27 protein-coding genes and 1 pseudogene are annotated in these 24,990 nt (G+C 44.1%); 6 read left to right on the plus strand and 22 right to left on the minus strand.

The features are described from left to right. Positions 1 to 9: 9 nt before the first annotated feature. The gene (gene rep / locus KL866_RS08865) at positions 10 to 2,025 is read right to left on the minus strand and encodes a DNA helicase Rep (RefSeq protein WP_214994699.1); all 2,016 of its coding nucleotides are present in this window, start codon (positions 2,023 to 2,025) and stop codon (positions 10 to 12) included. Between the two features lie 112 nt (positions 2,026 to 2,137). Here rep and ubiK point away from each other — a divergent pair, with 112 nt between their 5' ends. Continuing rightward, positions 2,138 to 2,389, plus strand: coding sequence for a ubiquinone biosynthesis accessory factor UbiK (ubiK, locus tag KL866_RS08870; protein WP_025257078.1), 252 nt, complete (start codon positions 2,138 to 2,140; stop codon positions 2,387 to 2,389). Positions 2,390 to 2,495: 106 nt separating this feature from the next. On the opposite strand, the gene KL866_RS08875 is transcribed toward ubiK, so the two are convergent. From KL866_RS08875 to KL866_RS08890, 4 genes are all read right to left on the minus strand, one after another. After that, complete coding sequence (locus tag KL866_RS08875; RefSeq protein ID WP_025257079.1) at positions 2,496 to 2,801, minus strand: XRE family transcriptional regulator; 306 nt, start codon at positions 2,799 to 2,801, stop codon at positions 2,496 to 2,498. 17 nt (positions 2,802 to 2,818) lie between these two features. Continuing rightward, positions 2,819 to 3,178, minus strand: a complete 360-nt coding sequence (locus tag KL866_RS08880; RefSeq protein ID WP_025257080.1) for a type II toxin-antitoxin system RelE/ParE family toxin — start codon at positions 3,176 to 3,178, stop codon at positions 2,819 to 2,821. Positions 3,179 to 3,354: 176 nt separating this feature from the next. Further along, positions 3,355 to 4,212 carry a 4-hydroxybenzoate octaprenyltransferase gene (gene ubiA, locus KL866_RS08885; protein WP_214994701.1) on the minus strand — a complete coding sequence of 286 codons (858 nt, stop codon included), beginning with the start codon at positions 4,210 to 4,212 and terminating at the stop codon, positions 3,355 to 3,357. Continuing rightward, on the minus strand, positions 4,209 to 4,778 hold the full coding sequence (locus tag KL866_RS08890; RefSeq protein ID WP_025257082.1) for a chorismate lyase: 570 nt from the start codon (positions 4,776 to 4,778) through the stop codon (positions 4,209 to 4,211). The genes ubiA and KL866_RS08890 overlap by 4 nt, the downstream gene beginning before the upstream one ends. Before the next feature lie 148 nt (positions 4,779 to 4,926). Here KL866_RS08890 and KL866_RS08895 point away from each other — a divergent pair. After that, positions 4,927 to 5,339: pseudogene (locus KL866_RS08895) on the plus strand (flagellar basal body-associated protein FliL). Between the two features lie 151 nt (positions 5,340 to 5,490). Here the strand turns inward: KL866_RS08895 and glpG are convergent. From glpG to KL866_RS20630, 8 genes are all read right to left on the minus strand, one after another. After that, positions 5,491 to 6,354, minus strand: coding sequence for a rhomboid family intramembrane serine protease GlpG (glpG, locus tag KL866_RS08900; RefSeq protein WP_214994703.1), 864 nt, complete (start codon positions 6,352 to 6,354; stop codon positions 5,491 to 5,493). Positions 6,355 to 6,511: 157 nt separating this feature from the next. Continuing rightward, complete coding sequence (glpE, locus tag KL866_RS08905) at positions 6,512 to 6,823, minus strand: thiosulfate sulfurtransferase GlpE (protein WP_025257085.1); 312 nt, start codon at positions 6,821 to 6,823, stop codon at positions 6,512 to 6,514. Beyond that, positions 6,823 to 7,848, minus strand: coding sequence for an L-threonine 3-dehydrogenase (gene tdh / locus KL866_RS08910; protein WP_025257086.1), 1,026 nt, complete (start codon positions 7,846 to 7,848; stop codon positions 6,823 to 6,825). Before tdh ends, glpE begins: the two co-directional genes overlap by 1 nt. Beyond that, entirely contained in the window at positions 7,845 to 9,041 is a 1,197-nt protein-coding gene (locus KL866_RS08915) for a glycine C-acetyltransferase (RefSeq protein ID WP_025257087.1), read from the minus strand. Before KL866_RS08915 ends, tdh begins: the two co-directional genes overlap by 4 nt. Before the next feature lie 159 nt (positions 9,042 to 9,200). Beyond that, positions 9,201 to 11,645, minus strand: a complete 2,445-nt coding sequence (locus KL866_RS08920; protein WP_025257088.1) for an EAL domain-containing protein — start codon at positions 11,643 to 11,645, stop codon at positions 9,201 to 9,203. A 9-nt stretch (positions 11,646 to 11,654) separates the two neighbouring features. Further along, positions 11,655 to 12,830, minus strand: coding sequence for a hypothetical protein (locus KL866_RS08925; protein ID WP_214994705.1), 1,176 nt, complete (start codon positions 12,828 to 12,830; stop codon positions 11,655 to 11,657). After that, positions 12,827 to 13,300 carry a hypothetical protein gene (locus tag KL866_RS08930; protein ID WP_025257090.1) on the minus strand — a complete coding sequence of 158 codons (474 nt, stop codon included), beginning with the start codon at positions 13,298 to 13,300 and terminating at the stop codon, positions 12,827 to 12,829. The genes KL866_RS08925 and KL866_RS08930 overlap by 4 nt, the downstream gene beginning before the upstream one ends. Before the next feature lie 280 nt (positions 13,301 to 13,580). Further along, a complete protein-coding gene (locus tag KL866_RS20630) occupies positions 13,581 to 13,694 on the minus strand; it encodes a glycosyltransferase family 9 protein (RefSeq protein ID WP_409173980.1) in 114 nt (37 codons plus the stop codon). Positions 13,695 to 14,212: 518 nt separating this feature from the next. Here KL866_RS20630 and KL866_RS08940 point away from each other — a divergent pair. Both KL866_RS08940 and coaD read left to right on the plus strand, forming a co-directional pair. Continuing rightward, entirely contained in the window at positions 14,213 to 14,938 is a 726-nt protein-coding gene (locus tag KL866_RS08940; RefSeq protein WP_025257091.1) for a 3-deoxy-D-manno-octulosonic acid kinase, read from the plus strand. A gap of 109 nt (positions 14,939 to 15,047) precedes the next feature. Next, on the plus strand, positions 15,048 to 15,536 hold the full coding sequence (gene coaD / locus KL866_RS08945) for a pantetheine-phosphate adenylyltransferase (protein WP_025257092.1): 489 nt from the start codon (positions 15,048 to 15,050) through the stop codon (positions 15,534 to 15,536). A 103-nt stretch (positions 15,537 to 15,639) separates the two neighbouring features. On the opposite strand, the gene mutM is transcribed toward coaD, so the two are convergent. The 9 genes from mutM to radC all read right to left on the minus strand — a co-directional run bounded on the left by mutM (position 15,640) and on the right by radC (position 22,765). Continuing rightward, positions 15,640 to 16,449 (minus strand): bifunctional DNA-formamidopyrimidine glycosylase/DNA-(apurinic or apyrimidinic site) lyase, encoded by an 810-nt coding sequence (gene mutM / locus KL866_RS08950; RefSeq protein WP_025257093.1) that lies wholly within the window; start codon positions 16,447 to 16,449, stop codon positions 15,640 to 15,642. Continuing rightward, on the minus strand, positions 16,450 to 16,914 hold the full coding sequence (locus KL866_RS08955; protein ID WP_025257094.1) for a hypothetical protein: 465 nt from the start codon (positions 16,912 to 16,914) through the stop codon (positions 16,450 to 16,452). A gap of 355 nt (positions 16,915 to 17,269) precedes the next feature. Further along, on the minus strand, positions 17,270 to 17,425 hold the full coding sequence (rpmG, locus tag KL866_RS08960; protein WP_013786148.1) for a 50S ribosomal protein L33: 156 nt from the start codon (positions 17,423 to 17,425) through the stop codon (positions 17,270 to 17,272). Between the two features lie 11 nt (positions 17,426 to 17,436). After that, entirely contained in the window at positions 17,437 to 17,673 is a 237-nt protein-coding gene (rpmB, locus tag KL866_RS08965; protein WP_012516576.1) for a 50S ribosomal protein L28, read from the minus strand. Positions 17,674 to 18,003: 330 nt separating this feature from the next. Beyond that, positions 18,004 to 20,106, minus strand: coding sequence for a YjbH domain-containing protein (locus KL866_RS08970; protein ID WP_025257095.1), 2,103 nt, complete (start codon positions 20,104 to 20,106; stop codon positions 18,004 to 18,006). Continuing rightward, positions 20,103 to 20,852 carry a capsule biosynthesis GfcC family protein gene (locus KL866_RS08975; protein ID WP_025257096.1) on the minus strand — a complete coding sequence of 250 codons (750 nt, stop codon included), beginning with the start codon at positions 20,850 to 20,852 and terminating at the stop codon, positions 20,103 to 20,105. The genes KL866_RS08970 and KL866_RS08975 overlap by 4 nt, the downstream gene beginning before the upstream one ends. Beyond that, positions 20,852 to 21,541 carry a YjbF family lipoprotein gene (locus tag KL866_RS08980; protein ID WP_025257097.1) on the minus strand — a complete coding sequence of 230 codons (690 nt, stop codon included), beginning with the start codon at positions 21,539 to 21,541 and terminating at the stop codon, positions 20,852 to 20,854. The genes KL866_RS08975 and KL866_RS08980 overlap by 1 nt, the downstream gene beginning before the upstream one ends. 94 nt (positions 21,542 to 21,635) lie before the next feature. Beyond that, complete coding sequence (locus tag KL866_RS08985) at positions 21,636 to 21,995, minus strand: hypothetical protein (RefSeq protein ID WP_025257098.1); 360 nt, start codon at positions 21,993 to 21,995, stop codon at positions 21,636 to 21,638. 92 nt (positions 21,996 to 22,087) lie between these two features. Further along, complete coding sequence (gene radC, locus KL866_RS08990) at positions 22,088 to 22,765, minus strand: RadC family protein (RefSeq protein ID WP_025257099.1); 678 nt, start codon at positions 22,763 to 22,765, stop codon at positions 22,088 to 22,090. Between the two features lie 205 nt (positions 22,766 to 22,970). On the opposite strand from radC, the gene coaBC reads away from it, so the two are divergent. Beyond that, positions 22,971 to 24,200 (plus strand): bifunctional phosphopantothenoylcysteine decarboxylase/phosphopantothenate--cysteine ligase CoaBC, encoded by a 1,230-nt coding sequence (coaBC, locus tag KL866_RS08995; protein ID WP_025257100.1) that lies wholly within the window; start codon positions 22,971 to 22,973, stop codon positions 24,198 to 24,200. A gap of 115 nt (positions 24,201 to 24,315) precedes the next feature. Next, complete coding sequence (gene slmA, locus KL866_RS09000; protein WP_012516568.1) at positions 24,316 to 24,903, plus strand: nucleoid occlusion factor SlmA; 588 nt, start codon at positions 24,316 to 24,318, stop codon at positions 24,901 to 24,903. Positions 24,904 to 24,990 lie beyond the last annotated feature (87 nt).

Consider the following 24,990-nt stretch of genomic DNA (forward strand, 5'->3'; position numbering starts at 1 on the left):
GTTTACCCGCTACTTTTTCCCTAAAATACCTCTTAAATTTGCAATACCCACCTGCGCTTTCTGCTGGCGCTCTTCTTTGGTAGCTTTCGGCTTTTGGTTTTCCCACTGTACATCGTCAGTCGGTAGCTCGAATAAAAAGCGGCTTGGCTCTGGGTTGATCACTTCACCAAACTGTCGGCGCTCTTTAGCAAGGCTGAACACCAACTCACGCTGAGCTCGGGTGATACCTACATAGGCAAGTCGGCGCTCTTCTTCTACATTGTCTTCATCAACACTGCTCTGGTGCGGCAACAAGCCTTCTTCCATGCCTACTAAGAATACAATGGGGAATTCCAGGCCTTTTGAGGCATGCAATGTCATTAGCTGAACCTGGTCCCCTTCCCCGTCGTCTTCGCCCCGCTCCATCATATCGCGCAGTATTAAGCGGTTTACCACCTCGGTTAAGGTCATGGGCTGGTCTAGGTCATTGCCTTCTAACATGTCGTTAACCCAACCAAATAACGTACTCACATTGGCCATCGCCATTTCGGCGGCTTTAGGGCTCGCGCTGGTTTCATATAGCCATTCTTCGTAACCCATAGTACGGATCATGGTACGAACCGCATCGGCAGTATTGCCGCGTTCGGCGTTGTCCGACAGCTCGACCACCCAACGGGCAAAAGTTGATACCGAATGAAAGGCTTTATCAGGCAACACACTATTTAGATTAGGGTGTGTAGCCGCTTCAAACATAGACACGCCCAAGCTATTGGCAAAGTTACCTAGTTTTTCTAACGTAGCGCGGCCTATACCTCGCCCTGGCGTGTTAATGATGCGAAGCAAGGCGTTATCGTCGTCCTGATTCACAAATAGCCGTAAATAAGCCATGATGTCTTTCACTTCAGCACGACCGAAAAACGACATTCCACCGCTTATTTTGTATGGGATGCGGTTACTCATTAACAGCTTTTCGAAAATACGGCTTTGGTGATTCCCGCGATACAAAATGGCGTAGTCTTTAAACTGAGTGCGGTTCATGAACTTGTGCGCCAATAGTTCAGCAACCACACGCTCACCTTCATGCTCTTCGTTCTTTGCCTCTATGACTTTTAGCGGCTCGCCGTACTGCAACTCTGAGAAGAGGGTTTTATCGAACAAGTGCGGGTTGTTCTGAATAAGAATATTCGCACAATGCAGAATACGCCCTGACGAGCGGTAGTTCTGCTGAAGCTTAATTACGTTTAATCGCGGGAAGTCTTCTTGCAGCAAATGTAGGTTTTGCGGCTTCGCACCACGCCATGAGTAAATAGACTGGTCGTCGTCGCCAACCACAGTAAAGCGTGCGCGTTCGCCCACTAATAGCTTTACTAACTCGTACTGACTGGTATTGGTATCTTGATATTCATCCACCAGCAAGTAGCGAATTTTACTTTGCCATTTTGCTCTTATTGTTTCGCTGCTTTTTAGTAACAGTGTGGGAAGCAGAATAAGGTCATCAAAATCTAGCGCGTTATAGGCTTTTAAGTTGTCTTGATAGCGCTTATAGGCTTCTGCAAATTCGCGTTCGCCCGTGCTGGTTGCCGATTTCAATAAAGCATCGGGCAAGATAAGGTCGTTCTTCCAGTTCGATATGCAGCTTTGCAGTAGCTGAAGCTGATCTTTATCGCCATCGAGGGTGTCGGACGTTAGGTCGTTAAGCAGGGCAAACGAGTCTTTATCATCGAACAGCGAGAACCCCGGCTTTAGACCTAAGTCTTTTACATGGGCTTTAATAATGGTTAGGCCCATGGTGTGAAAGGTAGATACCTTTAACCCTCGCGCCTCTGGCTTACCTAAGGTTTGCGCCACACGTTCTTTCATTTCACGTGCTGCTTTGTTGGTAAAGGTTACCGCGGCAATATAACGTGCTGGCATATCGCAGTTTCTAACTAAATGAGCAATTTTGTTGGTAATTACACGCGTTTTACCACTGCCCGCCCCTGCCAGCACCAAACATGGGCCAGACACAAAGGTTACGGCAGACTCTTGAGCTTCATTTAGTTTCATTTAATTCCTAAAACAACGTACATTTTGGGCGCGACACAGTTTTCATTGCATGTCGTGTCGATACCGATAGAATAGCTTTCATATTTTGAGCTGCGCATTATAAGGGAATTCCATGTTGGATCCGAAGAAACTCGAAGATTTAGCGAAACAAATTGCTGATGCCGTACCACCTGGCGTTAAAAACATGGCTGAAGAAGCAGAAGGCCGAGTGAAAACTGTATTGCAGTCGCAGCTGTCGAAGCTTGATTTAGTCACTCGCGAAGAGTTCGATATTCAAAGCCAAGTGCTTATTCGCACTCGCGAAAAGCTAGACGCTATGGAAAGCCGCATGGCCGAGCTAGAAGCGAAACTAGCAGAAAAGTAGTCGTTCACAGCTTGTAGAAAACTCAAAGCGCCTTTATGGCGCTTTTTTGTTTTCTTCAATTATGTTTGAGTGTTGAAGTTCTTCATACAACGCTTTTGACATGCAACTATTTAAACGGTTTGATATCGATAGTTTGCCCATCGGGAAACTTTGCATGAAGTTCTAATGTTCCGCCGAGTGCTTCAATGTATTGAGATAAAGTACTTACGAGTAAATCAGGTCTAGACTCTATTTGAGAGATATTGGGTTGTGCTAAGTTTAGGCGTTTTGCGACTTGCCCCTGATTTAAGCCACGCGCTTTTCGGGTTTCAGAAAGCGTCATATCTGAAATAATTTCCAAAGCTTTAGCTCTTGCTGTCGCTTGAATTTCGGGTTTTACTTGCTTACGCAACTCACTTATTGTTTTTGCCATAATACTAAGCCTCCGGTTTATAAAAGTCCTTCATCTTTTAAATATCGCGTAAACACTTTTTCAGCCAAATAAATCATTCGTTTGTAAAACAACTTATCTTTCTTACCGTTTTTGCGCCCTCCACACAGAAGCACTGCACTTCTTTTCGGATCGAAAGCATACAAAATACGGTAGGGCTTTCCTGAATGCTGAAGCCTTAATTCCTTTAAATTTCTAATTTTATCACTGCCTTTCAATGTATCAGCATAAGGTCTTCCTAAAGTGGGGCCTTTAACCTCTAAAACATTGATCATCGCAAGAATATCTACTTGCTCGTGATCAGATAGTGACAAAAACCACTGCTCAAATTCATTTGTGACAACAATTTGCCATTCCATTGGCACCCTTTAACATACTCTTGAAAATATATACCGTCAAACGTATATAGTTACTTTCATTCAGTTATAATGTGACGTAAGAAGGTAAAAGCAACAAATTGCTACTGTGAGTAATTTTAACTGCGGCTTACTTGATTAATAGTTGTATGGTTTTGGGTGTATTAACAAGTACCCTACTAAACCAAACAAAAATGCAGCGCCGTACCAAGCGTAATGGCTAAACCAATGTAGTGGTTTTCAATAAACGCCGTGAAGCAACCTTCACGCTGGCGGCGTTTAATAAGTTGATATTGACGCACGCATAGCAAAGCAGAAAACAGCACGGCTGTGTAGAAAGGCCATGTCGCGTTGATTGTGCAGCCTATACACCACAGAATTGTAAGTGCGCAGGCTTGCAACAACATCACAATTAGCACGTCGCTTTTACCGAACAATATGGCGGTAGACTTAACGCCTATTTGTAAGTCGTCGTCGCGGTCTACCATGGCGTACATGGTGTCGTACGCTACCGTCCATAGTAGGTTAGCAATGAACAGCCACCAAGCGTACGTTGGTACAGTTTCTAGCACAGCCATAAAAGCCATAGGAATGGCCCACCCGAACGCTGCACCTAATACTACCTGCGGAAAATGCGTATAGCGCTTCATGAAAGGGTAACTAGCTGCAAGCATAAGTGCTACGACAGATAGCGCGACGGTTTGCCAGTTAAGAAACAGCACTAACACAAACGCGATGGCGATAAGAGCGCCAAATAATTGCAGCGCTTGTTTAGGTTTAACTTCGCCCGTTGCCAACGGACGCTGTGTGGTGCGCTTTACGCGTCCGTCCACCTTCCTGTCAGCATAGTCATTGATAACGCAGCCCGCTGAACGCATAACGACTACACCAGCCACAAAAATAAGCGTAATGCCTAAAGGCGGTAAACCTTGCGACGCCATTAAAAGAGCCCACAATGTAGGCCACAGTAGTAAATAAATACCTACAGGTTTATCTAGGCGCATAAGTCGCGCGTACGCATTCCAATTGTGTTTCATAATTGTTGTTCGCTTTCCTTTTCGCTTGTCGCTGACTGACCGTAAGCCGGAGAATGAGGAAGAAAAACTTCTGCTACTATCATGCTGTAGCTATCTAACGTAAACAACGAGCGTCTTCCCCACAAGGTTTGGTTACCTTTAATGCCAAACTTGGAAGCTTGGGCTATACACAATTGAAATTCTGAGCGGGTGAACCGCGTGTCGTTGAACAAGCGTTTTCCTAGTGGCTCGCGGCCTAAGTCAGAAAGTTCGCTGTCTACAAATGCTTGAGGAATAATAGAGCGTGCGAACACCCAGGGTTGGTGGTTACCACACAGCAGAATTTCACGAGCTTGATAGCTGGTATTACCGTTACCGTGTAAAAGCGCCAGCTCGTTATCGTGAGGAGTTTGGGTGCGCTGCCCAATAAGCTCCAACGAAAAATGTTCGCTTAAAGATTGCACTCGCTCGGTTAATGACCCGGTGTCTAATAACCAGTTTTTCAGTTGTGCATTAGGAATTGTGATGCCAGAAGGTGCTTGCCAGTCAACCGCCAAACCCACTGGAAAAGTGGCATTAAAACTCACACGAAAAGCCCGAATAATGAATCTGTTAGTATGATAACACGTCATGTTTAAATATTTTCACTTGGTTAAACTTTTGCAGTAGTGTGTTTGATCAGAGATTTGCTACACTACTTGGTGAATTTATTACTTTGGTGTATCGGACTTCACTATGTTTAAGTCACTAGTTTCACGTGTATTCGCAGTTAGTTTTTTTGTACTAGGGTGCAATACAGCATTGGCACAAGATAAAGCCGACTATGCTTATTTGGGCTTAGAGCCAGAAATTGTTACCAACTATATTAGCGACAGCGCACAAAAGCTGGGTTACGTTCGCGTATCGGTAGAATTAATGATTAACGATGTGAATCAGCTTGAAATTGCTGAACACCATATGCCGTTGTTACGTTCAACCGCTATTGAAATTTTCGGGCAGCAGCCAGCGGAAAAAGTAAAGTCACTGACTGGTCGTGAAGACATTGCCGCGCTATCTTAAAAGCCTTTCAAGAGCATATGAAGCAAGAAACCGGCGGTGAAGTTATTAAGAATGTTATCTTCACCAAGTACCTATACCAAGGTACCTAAAGAAGCACATTTGCTGGTAAGAGCGAAGATAAAAGCGAGCCTTTTTGACCAGCTCGCTTTTTATTTTTTGCAGCTGCACCACAGCAATTTTTAGGTAATAAATGATTTAAGTGCCTGCTGATACAGCATCTATGCTTACTATTTTAAATGTTTAGCGCTTACCAGACCCTAAACTTAGCGTTGCAGCTAGTAAGCAGCCAGATATAAGCCCCGCCGTATGCGCAGCATTTGCCATACTTACCCATAGAATGTCGGCATAACCAAAGACTAACCACACTAGCATGAAGCCAACGATAGAGTTTGGCAGCGACAACCCCCAGCTTGGGCGCAACCAGCCAAGCCACCACACAAAGCCCATCACCGCATATACCACACCTGACAAACCGCCAAACAAGAAGAAGTTACCTTGGACGGGGTCGCTAAACAGCGCTTGTGCGGCATTAGAAATAGTGGCCGACACTAAAAAGACGATAAACAGCATACTCATGCCTAACGTGCGTTCAATTTTAGCCCCTAGCATGCCCCACCACAGCAAATTGAATATGATGTGGAGCGCCGAAAAATGAATGAACGCAGGGCCAAGTAGGCGCCACCATTCGTGATTTTGCGACAAAATAGAAAACGGCTGCATTAATAAGTGTTGTGCAATAGAGGCAAATAAACCAAACAAAGACAGTAAGTAAATTACCGCACACATTACAAACACGACTGATGTAAACGGCGCTCTAACTGCATCGGCAATTATTTTACTTATCGAAAAGCCGCTGCCGGATGGCGCAAGCTGCACATTTTTACCGTTATCCCATGCCGCTTGCTGATATTTAGGGTTTGTAGGATTTGCCAAAAAATCTTCTGCAATAATTTTTGCGCGATCGATATGCTCGTTGTTATCTAGAACAACTACAAACTCTTTGTCGTGCAGGACTACGTTGGCGTTGATATGCTGGCTGGTTAAGTAATTGGCGAGAAGGTGCGCTGGACTTTGCTGATTAAACGCAATTAAAGGATGACCCATAAGCTAGTTATTACCCCAAAAGCAGTAGAGTGTGAATGCGATTTACGTGTATAAGGCCGTGGTACCATAGCTCTTTATACTGACCCTTTATACTGAAATAGTTAAGTGCCTGCAAAACATAAAACAAAGGTGCACGTTGTGCACCTTCATAAAATCGCTATTCGGTTACTACCGGGTTCGACTGTCGCCATGCTTCAAAGCCCCCGTCCATACTATAGACGGTTTCAAAGCCTTGCTGTGCTATTACTTGCGCAGCCTGCTGGCTGCTTACGCCGTGATAACACACCACAACCACAGGGGTGTCTTTAGGGCTTTGGTCGACAAACGCTCCGAAGTTGTCGTTGTTAAGCGGTGCCGCATTGGGCATATGGCCATTAGCAAACGATTGAGGATCACGAATATCCACAATAGTTACGTCGCCTTGAAAGTTAGCCACGTCGTTTACGCTAATGTGTGAAAATGTTGTCATTATTGCCAATCCAAAATAACTTTGCCTGAATGTCCTGACCCCATGGTATCAAACCCTTCCTGAAAGTCATCAATGGAAAAAGTATGAGTGATAATGGGCGAAAGGTCCAAGCCGCTCTGTAGTAAGCTCGCCATTTTGTACCAGGTCTCGAACATTTCTCGGCCATAGATGCCTTTTATCACCAAACCTTTGAAAATAACTTGGTTCCAGTCGATAGCAACATCTTGCGGAGGAATACCCAGCATGGCAATTTTGCCACCGTGATTCATTTTGTTAAGCATGTCTCTGAAGGCTACCGGCACACCAGACATCTCAAGGCCCACATCAAAGCCCTCTGACATACCCAGTTCGTTCATAACGTCTTGTAAGTTTTCTTTACTTACGTCGACAGCGCGGGTTGCCCCCATTTTTTCAGCAAGCCCAAGACGGTAAGGGTTGATGTCGGTAACTACGACGTGACGGGCACCTACGTGCTTAGCCACCGCTGCCGCCATAATGCCAATAGGGCCAGCACCTGTAATAAGCACGTCTTCACCAACTAAGTCAAAACTTAGCGCAGTGTGAACAGCATTACCAAAGGGGTCGAAAATAGACGCTAGGTCGTCACTGATATTGTCTGGAATTTTAAACGCGTTGAAGGCAGGAATAACTAGGTATTCGGCAAATGCGCCAGGGCGGTTTACGCCCACACCTTCGGTGTTGCGGCACAAATGTACGCGGCCAGCGCGACAGTTACGGCAATGACCACAAGTAATATGACCTTCACCGGATACACGGTCACCTACTTCGAAGCCTTTTACTTCTTGACCCATGCCTACTACTTCGCCCACGTATTCGTGACCTACTACCATAGGCACTGGAATAGTGTTTTGCGACCACTCGTCCCAGTTGTATATGTGCATATCGGTACCGCAAATCGCGGTTTTGCGAATTTTAATCAGTAGGTCGTTGTGCCCTACTTCAGGCTTTGGGGTATCTTGTAGCCAAATGCCTTTCTCCGCTTTCGCTTTTACTAGCGACTTCATGAAATCACTCCCATTTCACGGCCTACTTCGATAAATGCATCAATGGCTTTATCAACGTGTTCAAGGCTATGACCTGCAGACATTTGCGTACGAATTCGGGCTTGCCCTTTTGGCACAACAGGGTAAGAGAAGCCAATAACGTAGATGCCTTTTTCTAGCAGTTTGTCGGCCATTTCACTGGCTAAGCGGGCATCGCCCAGCATTACAGGAATAATAGCGTGATCTTTACCTGCAAGGGTAAAGCCCGCGTCTTCCATACGCTTGCGGAAGTGGTTGGCATTTCGCCATAGATTAGCGCGTAACTCATCGCCGTCTTTCATCATTTCAAACACTTTTAATGATGCTGAAACGATAGGTGGCGCAACAGAGTTAGAGAATAGGTAAGGGCGTGAGCGCTGACGTAGCCACTCTACAACTTCTTTTTTTCCAGAGGTGTAACCGCCTGACGCACCGCCCAGGGCTTTGCCTAGAGTACCTGTAATAATATCTACACGGCCCATTACACCGCAGTATTCGTGGCTACCTTTACCGTTTTCGCCTAAGAAACCCGTAGCGTGACAGTCATCTACCATTACCATGGCATCATATTTGTCGGCAAGGTCACAGATAGAGGCTAAGTCGGCAATTACGCCATCCATCGAAAATACGCCGTCGGTAGCAATAACTTTAAAGCGTGCGCCATCGGCATTAGCTTGCTTTAACTGCTCTTCTAACGCTGTCATGTCGTTGTTGGCGTAGCGGTAACGCTTTGCTTTACACAGGCGCACGCCGTCAATGATACTCGCATGGTTTAACGCATCAGAAATAATGGCATCTTCCGGCCCAAGAATGGTTTCAAACAAACCGCCGTTGGCGTCAAAGCAAGACGGATAAAGAATGGTGTCTTCGGTGCCTAAGAAGTCGCTGATAGAGGCTTCTAGCTGCTTGTGAATGTCTTGTGTACCGCAAATGAATCGTACAGATGCGACACCAAAACCATGGCTATCTAGGCCTTCTTTCGCAGCTTCAATTAAGCTTTCGTTGTTTGCAAGACCAAGATAGTTGTTAGCACAAAAGTTAATAACGTGCTCTCCACCAGCAACGCCAATATCGGCTTGTTGTTGCGACGTGATCACACGCTCTTTTTTGTACAAACCATCTTCTTTCGTGGCTTCAATTTGCGTTTGCAAATGAGAAATAAACGCCGCAGACATGCCATTCTCCAAGTGTGGGTATAAAACCGCTAGTGTAATGAAAGTGCATGAAAGGGTACACACCTTTGCGCTGTATTTAATGGGTTTGTCGACTAAGTTTGTAAATTAATCAACACACTCACAGATAAACGTTCGAAGGACACTTGTTCACTATCAAGGTTACGTAAAATCTCTCCAAAAGCCATTTTCGACTTTGTCGCTTAATATGCCCCATATATCTGCTTCAGGAATTGGGCGGCTTATAAGATAACCTTGACCTTGATGGCAATCGAAATGGCAAAGTAATTCGTATTGCTCATTGGTTTCAATACCTTCGGCCACTACCTGCATTCCCATGTTACGCACCATCGATATGGTGGAGTGAACTATGTTTCTGTCGTCTGCACTGCTGGCAATATTGGCTACAAAAGAGCGATCTACTTTAATGTAGTCAGCTGGCAGCGACTTTAAGTAGCTTAGCGATGAATAGCCAGTTCCAAAGTCGTCAATAGCTAACATACATCCCATATTGCGTATGGTTTGCATTATTTCAGTTGCCCGTTTGATATCTGAGACCAATACGGTTTCGGTGAGTTCTAAGCAAACCTGATCAGGGGCGATATCATTTTTGATAATTTGGTGCTGTAAGAACTCGGGTAGGCTCGGATCGAGGAATTGCCCCGCTGATAAATTAAGCGCTATTTTAATACCCGGGTAGCCGCTATTTTTGAATTCACGCACTAAATGGGTAGAACGTGTAATAACCCAATAATCTAGCTCTAGCATAAACGAGGTATTTTCAAGCAACGGTATAAAATCACCAGGCGAAATATGACCTTTCTTGGGGTGATACCAGCGCAATAGCGCTTCAAAGCCCATGAGTTTACCACTATGCATGTCTATTTGCGGCTGTAAGGCTAGGCTGAACTGGTTGTCTCTTAATGCTTCTCGGGCTTCAGACTCTAACTCAACCTTCTGCATCACTTTTAGATTCATTGTGGCGTCATAGACTCTGAACTCGGCGCCTTTCTTCGCTTTTGCCTCGTACATCGCAATATCGGCATGACGCAACAGCTCAACCGGCGTGGCTCGCGAGTGATTAGTAATGGCAATACCGATGCTGATTGAAACATAAAAAGTAACGCTATCAACAATAATAGGCTCTTTAAACTCGTCGATAATTTTTTGCGCTACAGTATCAACGTGTTTTTTACTCTCTATATTCGACAGTAAAATAACAAATTCATCGCCACCGAAACGAGAGGCAATGTCAGATTCTCGAATAGGCCGAGAAATTCGCATGGCAGCGGCTTTAAGCAACTTATCGCCAACATCATGGCCGTGACTATCGTTAACTTTCTTGAAGTCGTCTAAGTCCATAAACATAAGCGCGACTAGCCTGTCATCGCGAATTGAACTGGCCAGTTGTTTTTCAATTTGAAAGGTCAACATGTTGCGATTTGGCAGACCTGTAAGCACATCGAACATCGCCATTTTTTCGAGTTTAGCGGTGTTTATTGCCATTTGACCGTCGAAACTTTCGAGCTGACGCGCTAAATCGTTCGCGGCTTCCTCAACCACATCCAGTTCATCAGTTAATCTAAACATTGGCAGCTTTCGGCGCTTAGCAGCAATAGAATAATACTCGCTGAACTTGTGCTCTGCCAACATAGGTAAGCGTTCGCTTATATCTAAAAGCCGTGTGCGATATTGATTTAAAAAAAGGTAAAGCAGTGAAGAGAAAAGTAAAAACAACGCAATAGCACTAGAGATAACAACGTACCGATATTGTTCGTTTTGTCGCATCATTGCCGACACATCTTGAACAATAAGTAGATAAGGATGGTCGCCAGAGGCATGGTCGAAAGGCAGCAGACTGACTAAAAGCTTCTGACCATTTAAACTCACGTTTAGCCCTTTTATTACAAGGTCGTCGACACGCCAGTTTTTAGGTAATGCTTGAATAAGTGAATTCAAAAACTGTTTATTTGCTGCGGTAACCTGACTTGATACCTCCAGCGCAACTTCCCCGGTTTGTGACTCGCTTAATTGAACAACAGCTACTTTATGCATATCGGTTGCTCGGCTAAACAGGTACAGCAGTTCACGCATGGAAGTAGATACGATTATAACTGGTACTTTCTCGCTCGACGCCATTATAGGTATGGAAATATAGTGCGTACATACGCTTTCACACAAAAGCGAAGACCGGCTTTCAAATGTAGCTCGGGTGGTATCGACAAGCCGTTCTATGGTGCTGTCAACTGGGTAAATTGGCTGTCCGACAACGCCGTTTTCATCGAATAAATAAAGCGTTTCCACTTGAAAGTTTAACGCTAGATATTCGCTTAAGTCATCCAACGTACTGTAGAGCTTTTCCAGGTCATTGGAATTTGAGCCGTTTTTTCGGCTGATGATATCAATGAGGGTGATCATGCGGCTGTGAAGGATATCCTCAAACAACTGTACACGACGTTGATTGCTGATTTGACTTTCTCTTTGCTGTAGCACAAGTTGTGCTTCAGCCTCTTGAATAAGCACAGTAGATATGACGACGGTAACGGTTAAAACCATGGCCAGTAAAATAGCGATGGTTTTGGTGGTAAACGATACCTGAACCTTCATTTGTTACCCTTAAAACCAATACATCAACTGCAGTGACCACATTTCCCAATGTTTATCAGCGTGGGATGCCACATCACGATTTAATAAGCTTACTACACGCGTTGCCCCTTCAACCCAGTGATATTCGCCCTGCAGTCGCCATTTAGGTGCGATGTCCCAGCGTAAACCCACCGTATAAGTATCTTGATATCCGAAGTAGGCAGGAATAAGGCCACCGGTCCTAGCTTCTAGAGCCTTGCCATCGCTGTCGGAGGTATCGTTGATGTAAGTATCGTAACCAATCAGGCCACTGATTTTGTTGTTAAACAGATACCTAAATTGAACGAAACCGCCTTCTCCTGTGCGCTTTTCGGCAAAATCTGGGGTAAACAATCCCTTGCTATCTTGCTTTTCACGAAGTAACTCAGCAGATACCTCCCAGTTTTCAGCAAAATATTGGGCAGACAACATAAATCGCTCGACATTAGCTCCGCCTGATAACCGATTATCATCTTGCGATGGCGTGTACCTGAAATCGGAATTAAGCCAACTAGCACCTATTCTCCAGGTCATGGATGAGGGCTGTAAAAACACGCTTGCTTGATGTACAAAGTCTTGTTTTATCTTACCTTTAGCGTCATCGCCTAGGAGAAAGTCACGCTGAGAGTCGTTAATATTCGAGCGCCCGTAGCTCCAATTAAGCTCCCAAGTATATTCTTTACCGTAATGAGAAAAACTGGTCAGAATGCCGTTACTGCCCAATGCCACATCGCGAAAACCATCAAAGTACACCGATTGCGGCAATACTGAGGTATATCGCGTTTGAGGAACATCCCGGGTAGAGGAGTACAGCCAATGAGTATTTTTGAAGCGCCCTGCATGAATTTGTCCGCGCCATCCGCCAGGTAATTTAGGTAGTTTCCAATCGACAAATAAGTAGTCTAGACGAGCACCTTCCTCAAAGCGGTTTCCACCACCTAAATAATTGATTTGCCCAGCAATAGATATATTTTCGGCTAGTTGATAATACCCGTTTAAACCAATTTCGGTGATTTCACCCGTTATATTATCGTCGTCGGTAATAAAGCTGCTGTCTTTCGACTGGGTTATGCCTTGGGAAATATAGCCATGCCATGTAAAGTCTGATTGCGCGTTAACAACAAAAGTACTTAAGAGCCCAAGCGCAAAAGCGATGTATCTTTTCATTCTAAGTCTACCTCAACGCGTCTAAGCTTTACGATATCGGTTTGCTCAACGTAACCGATAGAGCCTGCCGTGTTTTCTAGCGCATCAACTAATGCTTGGTAAGAGGTCACCCTTATGGGGGTAATGCCTTGGCCGGAATAAGTCATCTGGTCCCATAGCCGAGACAGTTGATAAGGAAACATTTGCAGTATCTCGCGACAAAATTGTCGGTGTAATTCGTCGCTGTCTTGCAGTACAAAAACCGTTATTTTAGTGCCGTTGTCCCAGTACTGACGCTGCCCTGTAAAAATCTGTCGAAGCTCAGAACGATTAAGCTCTGCGACTATTACGCTTTCGTTCACCATTACTTTGAGTTCCGAGGCATTCACTTTAGACGCACAAATAAATAGTACTGCTAACGTTAGCAATACTATTTTAGATGTGGTGAAAGCTTGAATCTCGGACAGCCATCGCAAAGCGGGCTTTTTCATTAAGTAACGACTCCATGTTTTACAGAAGTACACAGCACAACGCTAAGTGTAGATAATAGTTGGTAGTTTTACCTTCCAAGAAAAGAAATTAAGCAAGAAACGGTAGAACTTTTTGCTTTACCATATCCACTGTAATCTTTTCCATCATTTGTTTTCCTTTGGCTCGCGTTTCCCATGGCAAGGCATCACATGGTTACCCTTTTAGTTCTTCTACGCATTCGTCATAGATAGACACAACCCTATCAAGGCCGTTGTAAGGCCCTGTTCTACTTGGGTTTGATTATGCATATAACCCAATAACGGGTGTGTGTACCGTGGTAGTCATGTGAGCAGGTCCAGTGTCTGTGCAATAACTAAGTGGGCATGCTTTAGTAACATAAGCAGCTGTTGCAATTTTGTTTGCCCAGTAAAGTCGTTAAGCGGATATTTCACACGCGCTTTAATTGCATCAGCAGTTTTGCGGTCTAAACCTCCTGGACCGGCATATAATATCACGATGACCCCAGCCTCTTAGATATAGTCGGCAATACTTGCGTATCGCTGTGGCAATCAAATTCTCTCGGCCTTACTTGCCTCTAGAGAAATAACAACATATTTACCCAAGGTTTTTACTTATTCTTCTCCCCACTTCACATCTTCTGACGCAACGGGAATATTCCGAGAAATGGCTTTTGACTCAGGTACGGCCAATGCATCGGCAAAATCCATAAAACCTTTAAGCGCATGAGCATGCTTTGTAGCAGCATCGCGTCACTGTGATTGAATTCGAGCAACCATTGCGACGGCATGACATACATCCCCAATGGCCGATAAGCGTATTAAACAAATCTTTTTTACCGAAGAAGCTCTCTCGTTGCTGAAAAACCAAAATAAATCATTAGAATATGAAATTTACCATAAGTTGTGGGCAACATGGCGACAATGCGACGAGACATAGGTGCTGGGCACCACTTTATTTTCGACAACACTTTGGTCAGTCAGCCTAACACAGAAATGTTTAGCCCTGAATTTTGGCAGCTGCAAAACAAAATAACAGGTCAAGCTAAAGGACGTGGTACAACCATTTTCATTGAGCATGAGGGTCAACACTGGGTTTTACGTCACTTTATGCGTGGCGGTCTGGTGGGCAAAATACTTAGCGACCAGTACTTTTTTAATGGCATTGAACACTCCAGGCCTTTCGAAGAGTTTAGATTACTTGAATACATGCGAGATGAAGGCCTTTTGGTGCCTGTACCTGTTGCTGCGCGTATTCATCGCAGAGGCTTGATTTATCGGGGAGATATCATCACGCTTAATATTCCTAATAGCCAAGATCTTCACCACGTCTTGTGTCAGCAGCCATTATCTGAAGACGAATGGCAGGAAGTTGGGCGAGCGATGGCGCGTATGCATAATTGTCAGGTTTATCATCACGACGCGAATGTTCGAAACATTATGATTGATAATGATAAGCAGATTTGGCTTATCGACTTTGATCGCTGTTCGAAACGTCAAGGGGATAGCTGGAAGAAAAGTAACTTAGATCGCCTATTGCGTTCTTTGCATAAAGAGCAAGCCAAAAACCCAGTGTTTCATTGGAAAGAAGACGATTGGACTGCATGCTTAGATGGCTATAACGAATTGGTGAAGCGCTAAAAACTGCGAATAATAAACGTAATTGCTACAGTACTTAGCATTGCTAATTAATGTGGTACAGTAGCCCCGTTGAACCTATAAACCCTATACAACGATAAGATTCAATTTTATGCACACTAGAGCACTTTACCCAGGTACTTTCGACCCAATTACGAACGGTCATGCTGACCTTATTGAACGCGCATCTCAGCTATTCTCTCACGTTATTGTGGCTATCGCTTCTAATCCAAGTAAAAAGCCGCTATTTACGTTGGAAGAGCGAGTAGAAATGATAAAGAAAGTAACCGCCGATTTACCTAATGTAGAAGTAGTAGGGTTTACGGGTTTGCTAGCGGACTTTGCGGATGAACAAAACGCGACTATTTTGATTCGTGGCTTGCGCGCTGTATCTGATTTCGAATACGAATTCCAGCTGGCCAATATGAATAGACGCCTAAACCCAAAGCTTGAGAGTGTATTTTTAACTCCAGCGGAAGAGAATTCATTTATATCTTCTACCCTAGTAAAAGAAGTAGCGCTGCATCGGGGTGCGGTAAATGGTTTTTGCCACCCAGTGGTAGAGCAAGCGTTAAGAGACAGGCTAGGTAAAAAGAGCTAGGAAGCCGACTTTTTACAGTACATCCGGTTTACAGTGTTAAGTTGCTTTTAGCTATGGTTCTTTCTAACTGTAACTCTTTCTAGCTCTGACTCTTTTTTAGCTATTAGCGCTGGCAGCGAGTACAAAAAAAGGTATTACGCTGCCCTATGGTCTTGCTTTCAATTGCTTTACCGCAAGCTTCACAAGGCTCACCTTTTCTCCCATATACATTTAAATGCTGTGCAAAGTAGCCCGGCTTGCCATCGGTTTGTGCAAAGTCTTTGAGCGTAGTGCCGCCCTGCTCGATGGCTTTAGCAAGCACTTGTTTTATTGTTGCAGTAAGTGACTTGTAACGAGCGGCACTGATATTACCTGCAGCTCTTCTTGGATCGATGCCTGCAAGGAACAAAGCTTCGTTCGCGTAAATATTCCCCACACCTACAACGATAGCGTTATCCATAATGAAGTTTTTCACCGGGCCTTTGCGATTACGCGATAGACTAAACAATCGCTTGTCGTCAAAGTCGTCTGTAAGAGGCTCTGGGCCCAAGTTATCGAACATTGTTTGTTGTGTGTCGGGCGCATGAAATAACACAGCACCAAAGCGCCTAGGGTCGTTTAAGCGCAAACACTTACCGGTATTTAAAACAATATCCACATGGTCGTGTTTCACAACGGGTGTGTTTGCATCAATAACCCGCAGTTTGCCTGACATACCTAGATGTAAAACCAGTGTGCCTGTTGCTGTCTCAATTAACAGGTATTTCGCCCTACGTTTTACCGCCATAACCTTTTGGCCCTCAACGTTTGAGACTTCCTCAGGTATTGGCCAGCGCATTCTACGTTCCCGTACCACCACTTGAGTAATGGTATTGCCCGTTAAATGCGGAGATACGCCCAAACGGCTTACTTCAACTTCTGGTAATTCAGGCATTTATAATGTCCAAGGTAATAATTTATCTAGGTCGGTATTGGTTAATGTGTACCAGTTATTTTCAAATTTGATCACTACCGGTGATGTATTGGGGTAGATAGCATAAACGTTGCCGTTACTATTGCCCGCAAGCCAAACCACAACAATATAAGGCTGGGTGTTCACGACCGACTCAGGTACCTCAGTCGCTGGATTCAGCATAGCCCGTTGCCAGTGTGAGAACTGCTCATCGGGTTTTACTGCAAGGCTGGTGTTAAGACCTTTCTGACGCCACTGTTGCCCGATGCGCTCTAGGCTGTTTGTATCATGCTCTATCTTGAGCACGTAGGCATCTTCAGGTAATAAGCTACGCGTTTGTACAGGGTCTTTCTTTGGTACCAAACTGTCTAAGTTGAACAGCGCAATCATAATGAGCATCGCAATAATAACCACGTTATTCATTGCCCGCTGAGAAATTCTTGCCACGCGTTATTCCCGTAATATGGTCGACTATAAACAACGCAATATACTAATACCTCATTCCCATATTAGCTAATTCAATATTTGTAGATGATTCACAGTATTTTCAGGTGTGAGGTACATTTATCTCGCACTTGGTTTTAATTGGGCCATGACTTTGTGTGGTAAGAAAAACGCAGGTTGCATTAGCGCAGACTTTAGCTCAAATATAGGCTAGGCATCATTAAAGATAACGATTAATGAAAGGCTAAGGTTTGATCATTTATATATTGGATGGCGATCCCGTGGGATCTGTAAATTGGACGTAAAAAGCAAAAAACCCAGCAAAAGCTGGGTTTTTGTGGAGACAAAAGCAAGCTAATTACTTGATTTTGGCCTCTTTGAACATAACGTGCTTACGCACAACGGGATCAAACTTTTTGATCTCCATTTTGCCAGGCATGTTACGCTTGTTTTTATCAGTGGTGTAGAAGAAACCTGTACCTGCTGAAGAAACTAGTTTAATTTTATCACGCATTGTCGGCTTCCTTAGATTTTCTCACCACGGGCACGGATGTCAGTAAGTACTGAATCAATACCTTTCTTATCGATGATACGCATGCCTTTAGCAGACAAACGTAGTTTAACAAAACGGCTTTCGCTCTCAACCCAAAAACGGTGTGTTTGAAGGTTTGGTAAAAAGCGACGACGAGTCGCATTTCGTGCGTGTGAACGGTTATTACCAACCGTTGGACGCTTACCTGTTACTTGGCATACTCTTGACATTGTATTTGTCTCCAGAACAACGATAACTGTCGCGTCAGTTAATCCCAAGCGCTCAAACAGTGGTTGGGTCAAATGACGTATTACTATAAATTAGAGGGCGCATTTTATACAGCAAAGGCAGGATCATTTCAATAAGAAAGTACAAAAAGGTTACTTTTACGTACTATTTTTGCACAAAATACCACCAGCACTCATTTTTCATGGGCTGTATTGTACTTTTCTCTTGGCTGTTTAGCTACGAATAAATACGCAATCTACACTTTAATTTCATATTTGGATTCTGATGTCTACGGGCAGAAAAAACGCCACAATAACGTGGCGTTTTTCTATTTAGTCATAAAAAGGAGACCTAACTTCGGTTAAATCTATCAACCTTGAAGGCCGGCGTAATAGCTGACCGCCATCGCGAGAGATAGGTACCCAAGGGAACAAGCCACGCCCTTTCGACGGTTCTAGCAAGAACAAATCAGTAGGAATGGAAATATAGAAACCTTTGGTAAAGCTCCCTTCGCCATATTCTTCTGAAGAAACATCGGTAAAGGCTGCATAAGCGCCCACTATAATGCCGCTATCAAAGCGCTTGGCGTAATCGATATTTACGCCTTTGTCTTTCGCCAAAAATTGGCCAGCACTTACTGTTATCTGCGTATCATCAAGGAATTCAGGCTGCCAGTAGACGCTTGCATGACCGGTTATTGTGTCGTAATCCTCTAAGCCTGTTTGACTATAAGGGTCACGCTGCTTAACGTAGTTAATATCGATGCCATAAGCGACGTTACTGTCGACAGGGCGATAAAGAATTTCACCACCTACACCAGCAAACATAGTTTCTAAATAACCTGCGTATGCTTGTGCATAAAGGTCTTCGGCAATATTGTCTTTGTAATGTAAAAACGCGGTATCTAACCACACATCATTTTCAGACACGTATTCACGAACCCGAGTACGCACCCGAGGCAACGATACGTCTTCACCATCAACGAGATAGTTAAATTTATCGAAGTTATCAAGTAACGTTACTCGTAAACTACTCATAGCCGAGAAGTTTTCATTTAGCGCATAACCGCCATTTAGCATTAGTCCCGTTTGATAAAGATAGAAGTCTTCTGGGTTACCAAACGACTGGGTGAAAAAGAAGTCGGCGCTGTAGAAAAAGCCTGATGTATTTTCAGGGTCGTAAGCTTCCATCACTTCTTTAGAAGGTGACGTTCTGAAATAGGTCTCAGTTATGTCGGCATCTACTGATTCATACCGCGCGGCTGAGATAAAGGCTTCAGCATCTATTTGGGTATCAACCAATGGAAGGCCGCCGCGGTTATCTACCATATGATAAGTCTTAACACTATCTGGAAGCTCAGAAGCCGCTACACGTCCCACCCGCTCGATAGCTTCATCTTGGTCACGATATTTGACCTGCGTTCCATAGAAAGTCGCGCTGTCTTCTTTAATTTCAGCATCGGATAAAAGGAAGCCACCCGAGTTGTAAAGGTCGTTGTAAAGACGAGACTTGTTCACTTCTTTTACTTCAGAAGGCGCATTTCTTCCCATCAAATTTCGCGGTTTATCGTCAAATTTAATCTGAGATGCGGTATTCATGTTAAAACGATATGTCACACCAAAACCAATGGTGTTTCCACGTTGATAATTTAACGAGAAGTCAAAATCTTTGTAGCGATATACCGCCCCCACATTCCAACGAGAATCTTGTTCTAAGCGACCAGCTCTATCACGGGAGTAATCGTTTCCTTCAAATTCTAGCTTCAGCGTTAAGGGCTCCCATGGTGTCTGGTACTCTACGCCACCAAAAAAGGCTGTGGTGCCTTTAAAAAATTGATCGTAATCTACCTTTCCACCACGTCCTGAGAACCCACCTGGGCGTTCACAGAAGCTATCTTTAACCTCACAAAAAGGGTTAGTGATATCGTCTGCTGTACCTAGATAGCCCCAACCTAAGCCTAAGTGAAAATCGAATGGGCCTACAGACTTACTGGCGTTTACATATTCACTTTCGAAAAAGCCTGTACCACCGAAATCTCTAAAACCAACACTGATGTCAGGCAAGTAGTAACTTTCTTTCCACAACCTGAATTTAACGTCTAACCCCTTATCTTTAAGGGTTTGATCGCCACTGAACGAGTCAACTTGACTATAAAGTTGTGTACGTACGTCGGTATAGCGGGCAGTAGCCTCCATCCAATCGTAAAGTTGAATATTAACTGACCAGAAACGGTATTCACCATTGTCGGTATAGTTGATAGCCATTCCGCCTTCTTCTCGCATGCGCGCGGTTGGCGTTTGTATAAGCCCATTACCACCTTGCACCATCTGCGAAGGCGTAACGCGAAGTTGAGTGTCAGCAAGCGTGGTAGAAGATAATGCGCTGCCAATTACCAGCGCGAGTGTTTTTTTCTTAGATAATATTGGCGCACTCATTGAGGTAAAACCCTATGTACAGCTAACGCGGCAACGCGCTCATTTAATTGCTTAAGTTTATTGCTGAAAAGCTCTGAAGAGATAGGCACATAAACCTGACTACCTGGCATAAGCTGAGCAAAGTCTAAATTCCAATAAGCGATGCCCTTCTCTTCTATATTACCCATTGGATCAATTACATAGACCACACTTCTGTCGGCATCTATCGCCTTCTTAACCGTATGAGCCGCCGTATAAATTGAGGTGTCGCTTTGATGTTGATAAGCACCTGGCTTAACTACAGCGCCAGAAAAATGAACAACATTAGGGCGACCATTTAGGCGGATCCAATACTTACCCGGCTGAAACATAGGGTTGTCTTCGAAAAACAACCTAGCTCGGTTATAAGAAATAGGCATATCTAAACGTGTAGACACCGTCCATGAAGACACTTGGTCAAAGAGGTTTTGCAGCGCTTTGTGGGTGTCAGAACCTTCATTAAAGCTGACCAACAACTCTTTAATTTGTGACAATGCAATCTCTTTTTCTCTTTCTGCTTTTGGATTGGTTAAATCAAACGCAGATGCTGTAGGCCAATACCAATCGCCATTATCAGCCACAATAGATAACACGCTTGATAACCTGATTGGACGATCAAACTGATAGGTTTGCTTGTTAACCATTACGCTTACAAGGCCGTCATTAGCGTGCAAGCTTGTCGATGTAATAAAGCCTAAGGCAATAAAAAGCGTACAAATAAACTTCATTATTGCGTTGCTCCTTGTTTCTTCATCTCACGTACGACACGGCTTAAATAAACCATCTCGTATACGTCTCCCTCAGGGCTGAACTGTTGCTTCGAGGCCAATAGTTCTTTCGTGTTTTTATGCAGGAAATACGTATTTTCCCACGACAGGCCCACGTCGATAAAAGGGGTGTATTCTGAAAACTCTACAGCTTCAATAACTTTGATAACAGGCACAGAAAAACCTAGGTAGTCGTGGGTTTCTTCTCCCACTATTCGCCATGATGAATTCACCGGAACACCGTAGCCAATGGATGCGATATCGACTTTACGCTTCCAGTTAAAAGCCAAGACATCATTTGTGGCTAACGGATTATGCTGCAGATTACCGGTGTAAAAGAGGTCGTTATCTAAACCTTCAGTTTTCACGATAATACCGTGGTGCATGGTGAAGATAACCTTGTCACCCGATACCCACTTATACTTATCGCCATCGATATAGGCTAATGCGAGAGATGCGGCATCGCGTTCGCCTGCTTTAATTTGCATCAGATCTGCTTTGCTTGCTGCTATTTCTTCAACAGTGTAAGTCACCGTGCGGTCTTTTAAAGCAAGTTTAAGCGTATTGTAATAAGCGAGTGTTGTTGTAGAACATCCCGAAAGAGACAGGCAAAGAAAGCCAATAATGGCCGCTAGAATGTGTAGTTTCATTAAGATACGCCGACAAAAACTAAAAATGACTAAATTTTGCTGTAAAAATAAAAAAAGCCGCTAAAAGAAGCGGCTTTTTCGAATACTCTTAATTTTACTGTACGGTCGGCGCGTAAGTAAATGTAACAGGCACAGTAATTGTTTTAGTTACAGTGCTTGTACCAGAAGTAGTTACAGTAACAGTGTTAGTTGTACCAACACATACGTCGTCTACTAATGGATCGTCACCTTCACAAGTAGGTTGACCTGGAGTAGTGCCACCATCTCCTGGCGCGTCTGCAGAGTTGTTGTTTGCAACACCAGCGATAATACCAGCAGCAACAACACCAGTAGCGATTAGACCACCGCTTACTGCGCCCGCACCACCTGCACCAGCACCGCCTTCACTTTCTTGTGCGTTAACACCTGCTGCCATAGTAGCAGCTGCAAATAATGCAATGATTGACTTCTTCATAACAGTCCTTTAATAAAATTACCCACTAAGTCCTATGCTAAATCATTTTCAACCATTTGACTAGATTATAATCGACAAATGACTTAGATTTCTTATGTTAGCAAGCCACGCTGCGCAAATGAAATGGTTTCTTTGTCTCCAACCACAAAATGATCAAGCACGGGCACGTCGATCGATGCCATGGCATTTTTGATCTCGGATGTTAGCCGAATGTCTGCATGACTAGGTTCTGCTACGCCTGAAGGGTGATTATGGACCAAAATGATCGCCGCCGCGTTGTCGATCATAACTTGTTTGATCAATTCTCGAGGATATACCGCAGCACTATTGATCGTTCCATTAAACATGGTACGAAAAGCAATTAGTTGATGTTGGCTATCAAGCATCAAAAGCGCAAACTTTTCCCTTTCGCAGTCTCTTAACTTGGCCTGCAAATAGCGCTTGGTGTCATCTACGTTATTGAACACATCTTGCCGTTTAAGTTTTATTTCTAAATTTCGTTTAAAAACTTCAAAACCCGCTTGAAACTGCGCATACTTACAAGGGCCTATACCAGAGACTTTCGAATAGCTTTCTTTCGTTGCGGTTACCACACCTCGTAAACAGCCTAACTCTTTCAGTAGTTCGTGCGCTACAGATAGGGCGCTCTTTCCTTTAACACCCTTACCTAGCAACACCGCGAGCAACTCAGCATCACTTAAGCTTTCTGCACCGTGCTGTAGTAGCTTTTCTCTTGGCCTTTCACTTATCGGCCATACTTTTATCGACATACTCTTGGTCCGTTAACTCAATAAAATAGTGGTTATAATTGAATCTCGGAAAATTAACGACTGTATGAAGGACGGGTTTATTCTTCAGAAATTGAACAGTTAAAGGTTAGTCAGAGCTTATGCTGTAAAATCGACTTTTGTTCAGCTACCCGATTTTTTGTCGCCATGGTAGGCTAATATCAATATTTAGATTTAGTGTTCTTTTATGTCTATTGCTAATAAAAACATTTTGCTGGGCGTAACGGGCGGTATTGCCGCCTATAAAGCCCCAGATTTAGTTCGAAAACTCACCGCGTTAGGTGCAAATGTCCGCGTTGTCGTTACCGACTCTGCCGCAGAGTTCGTGAGCTCTTTATCGCTTCAAGCGGTATCCGGACACCCTGTGCATCAACACCTTCTAGACCCGGCTGCAGAAGCTGCTATGGGGCATATTGAATTAGCAAAATGGGCCGATATATTACTTATCGCCCCAGCCACAGCAAACACTATTGCTAAACTTGCTCACGGCATGGCAGATGACTTACTGGCAACGCTTTATTTAGCAACTACGGCTAAGCTTTTTGTTGCACCAGCAATGAACCAGCAAATGTGGAAAGCAACGGCGACACAGCGCAATATAACTACACTTCAAGAGCACGGTGTAATATTTATTGGTCCAGCAAGTGGTGAGCAAGCTTGTGGTGATGTGGGCTCGGGCCGCATGGTTGAACCTGTAGATATCGCCAATGTATTAAATGAGAATGAAGCTGAATCTTCAAAGTTGGCATTAACATTAAAAGACTTAGCGGGAAAACAAGTCACGATTACCGCAGGGCCAACCCGAGAGCCATTAGATCCGGTTCGCTATATCTCTAATCATAGTTCTGGAAAGATGGGGTTTGCCATTGCACAAGCTGCAGCAAAAGCCGGCGCAAATGTAACCTTAGTTGCAGGGCCGGTAGCACTTTCAACGCCTGTCCATTGTAACCGTATTGATGTTACCACCGCAGATGAAATGCTTAGTGCTTGTGAAAAGCTTGTGCCTTCTACAGATATTTTTATTAGTACTGCAGCTGTTGCCGATTATAAGGCATGCACAGTGGCGGACAATAAAATAAAGAAAACAGGCGATGAGTTAACACTTACTTTTGTTAAAAACCCTGATATTCTAGCAACTGTATCTAACAGACAAGACCGTCCATTTTGCGTAGGCTTTGCAGCTGAGAGCCAAAATGTGGAAGATTACGCCCGCGGCAAGCTTACTAAAAAGAAGCTAGATATGATTGCGGCAAACGATATAACGGCTGAAGGTCTGGGGTTTAATAGCGATAAAAACGCGCTGCATGTAATATGGCAAAATGGCGATAAACGATTGCCCGCCACCAGCAAAAATGCGTTAGCCGAGCAGCTGCTAGCGCTCATTGCAGCACGTTACGCTTTCAATAATAAAAACTAACAGATACTTATTTAGTGTCGATAATAAAAACGATAAATATAAACGCTTTGGTGTAAGCCAACTTAACATGGAACCCGGGTTGCTATAACTCGGTAGCGGAGGAACCACTTTCGTCATGCCTGCTGTCAAAAAAACCAATCGCAGAGCCCAAATTCTGCAAGCACTTGCTGGAATGTTAGAAACCAGCCCAGGTCAACGTATCACTACTGCTAAGTTAGCGGAAAAAGTCGGGGTGTCTGAAGCGGCACTATATCGCCACTTTCCCAGTAAAGCGCGAATGTTTGAAGGGCTTATTGAGTTTATTGAAGAAACGCTTTTTACGCGTATAAACAAAATTGTAAACGAAGAAAAAGACTCACTCACGCGCTGTCAGCTTATTCTTCACCTTATTTTAGGCTTTGCCGAGAAAAACCCGGGCATTACCCGTATTTTAAACGGCGACGCGTTAATGGGAGAGCAAGACCGACTACGCGCCCGTATCGCCAAGCTTTTTGAACGCTTGGAAACACAGCTTAAGCAAGTGCTAAGAGAGCGTAAACTGCGTGAAGGGAAAACCCTTTCTGCCGATGAAGCAATTATCGCCAATATGATGATTTGCTATACCGACGGGCGTATTAACGGCTTTATTCGCAGCGGCTTTACTCGCAAGCCCACCGAGCAGTTCAATGAACAGTGGGCCGCATTTAAACAAATGTTTGTGTAAAGCTATCGCTAGTCATACTGTGAAAAAGACGCTAAACGAAAGAGCCCCAATAAGCTGGACTAACCAATTACTGGGGGGCTTTTTTAG

The organism is Alteromonas sp. ALT199 (assembly GCF_018619335.1).
In the GTDB taxonomy this organism is placed as follows: Bacteria; Pseudomonadota; Gammaproteobacteria; order Enterobacterales; family Alteromonadaceae; genus Alteromonas.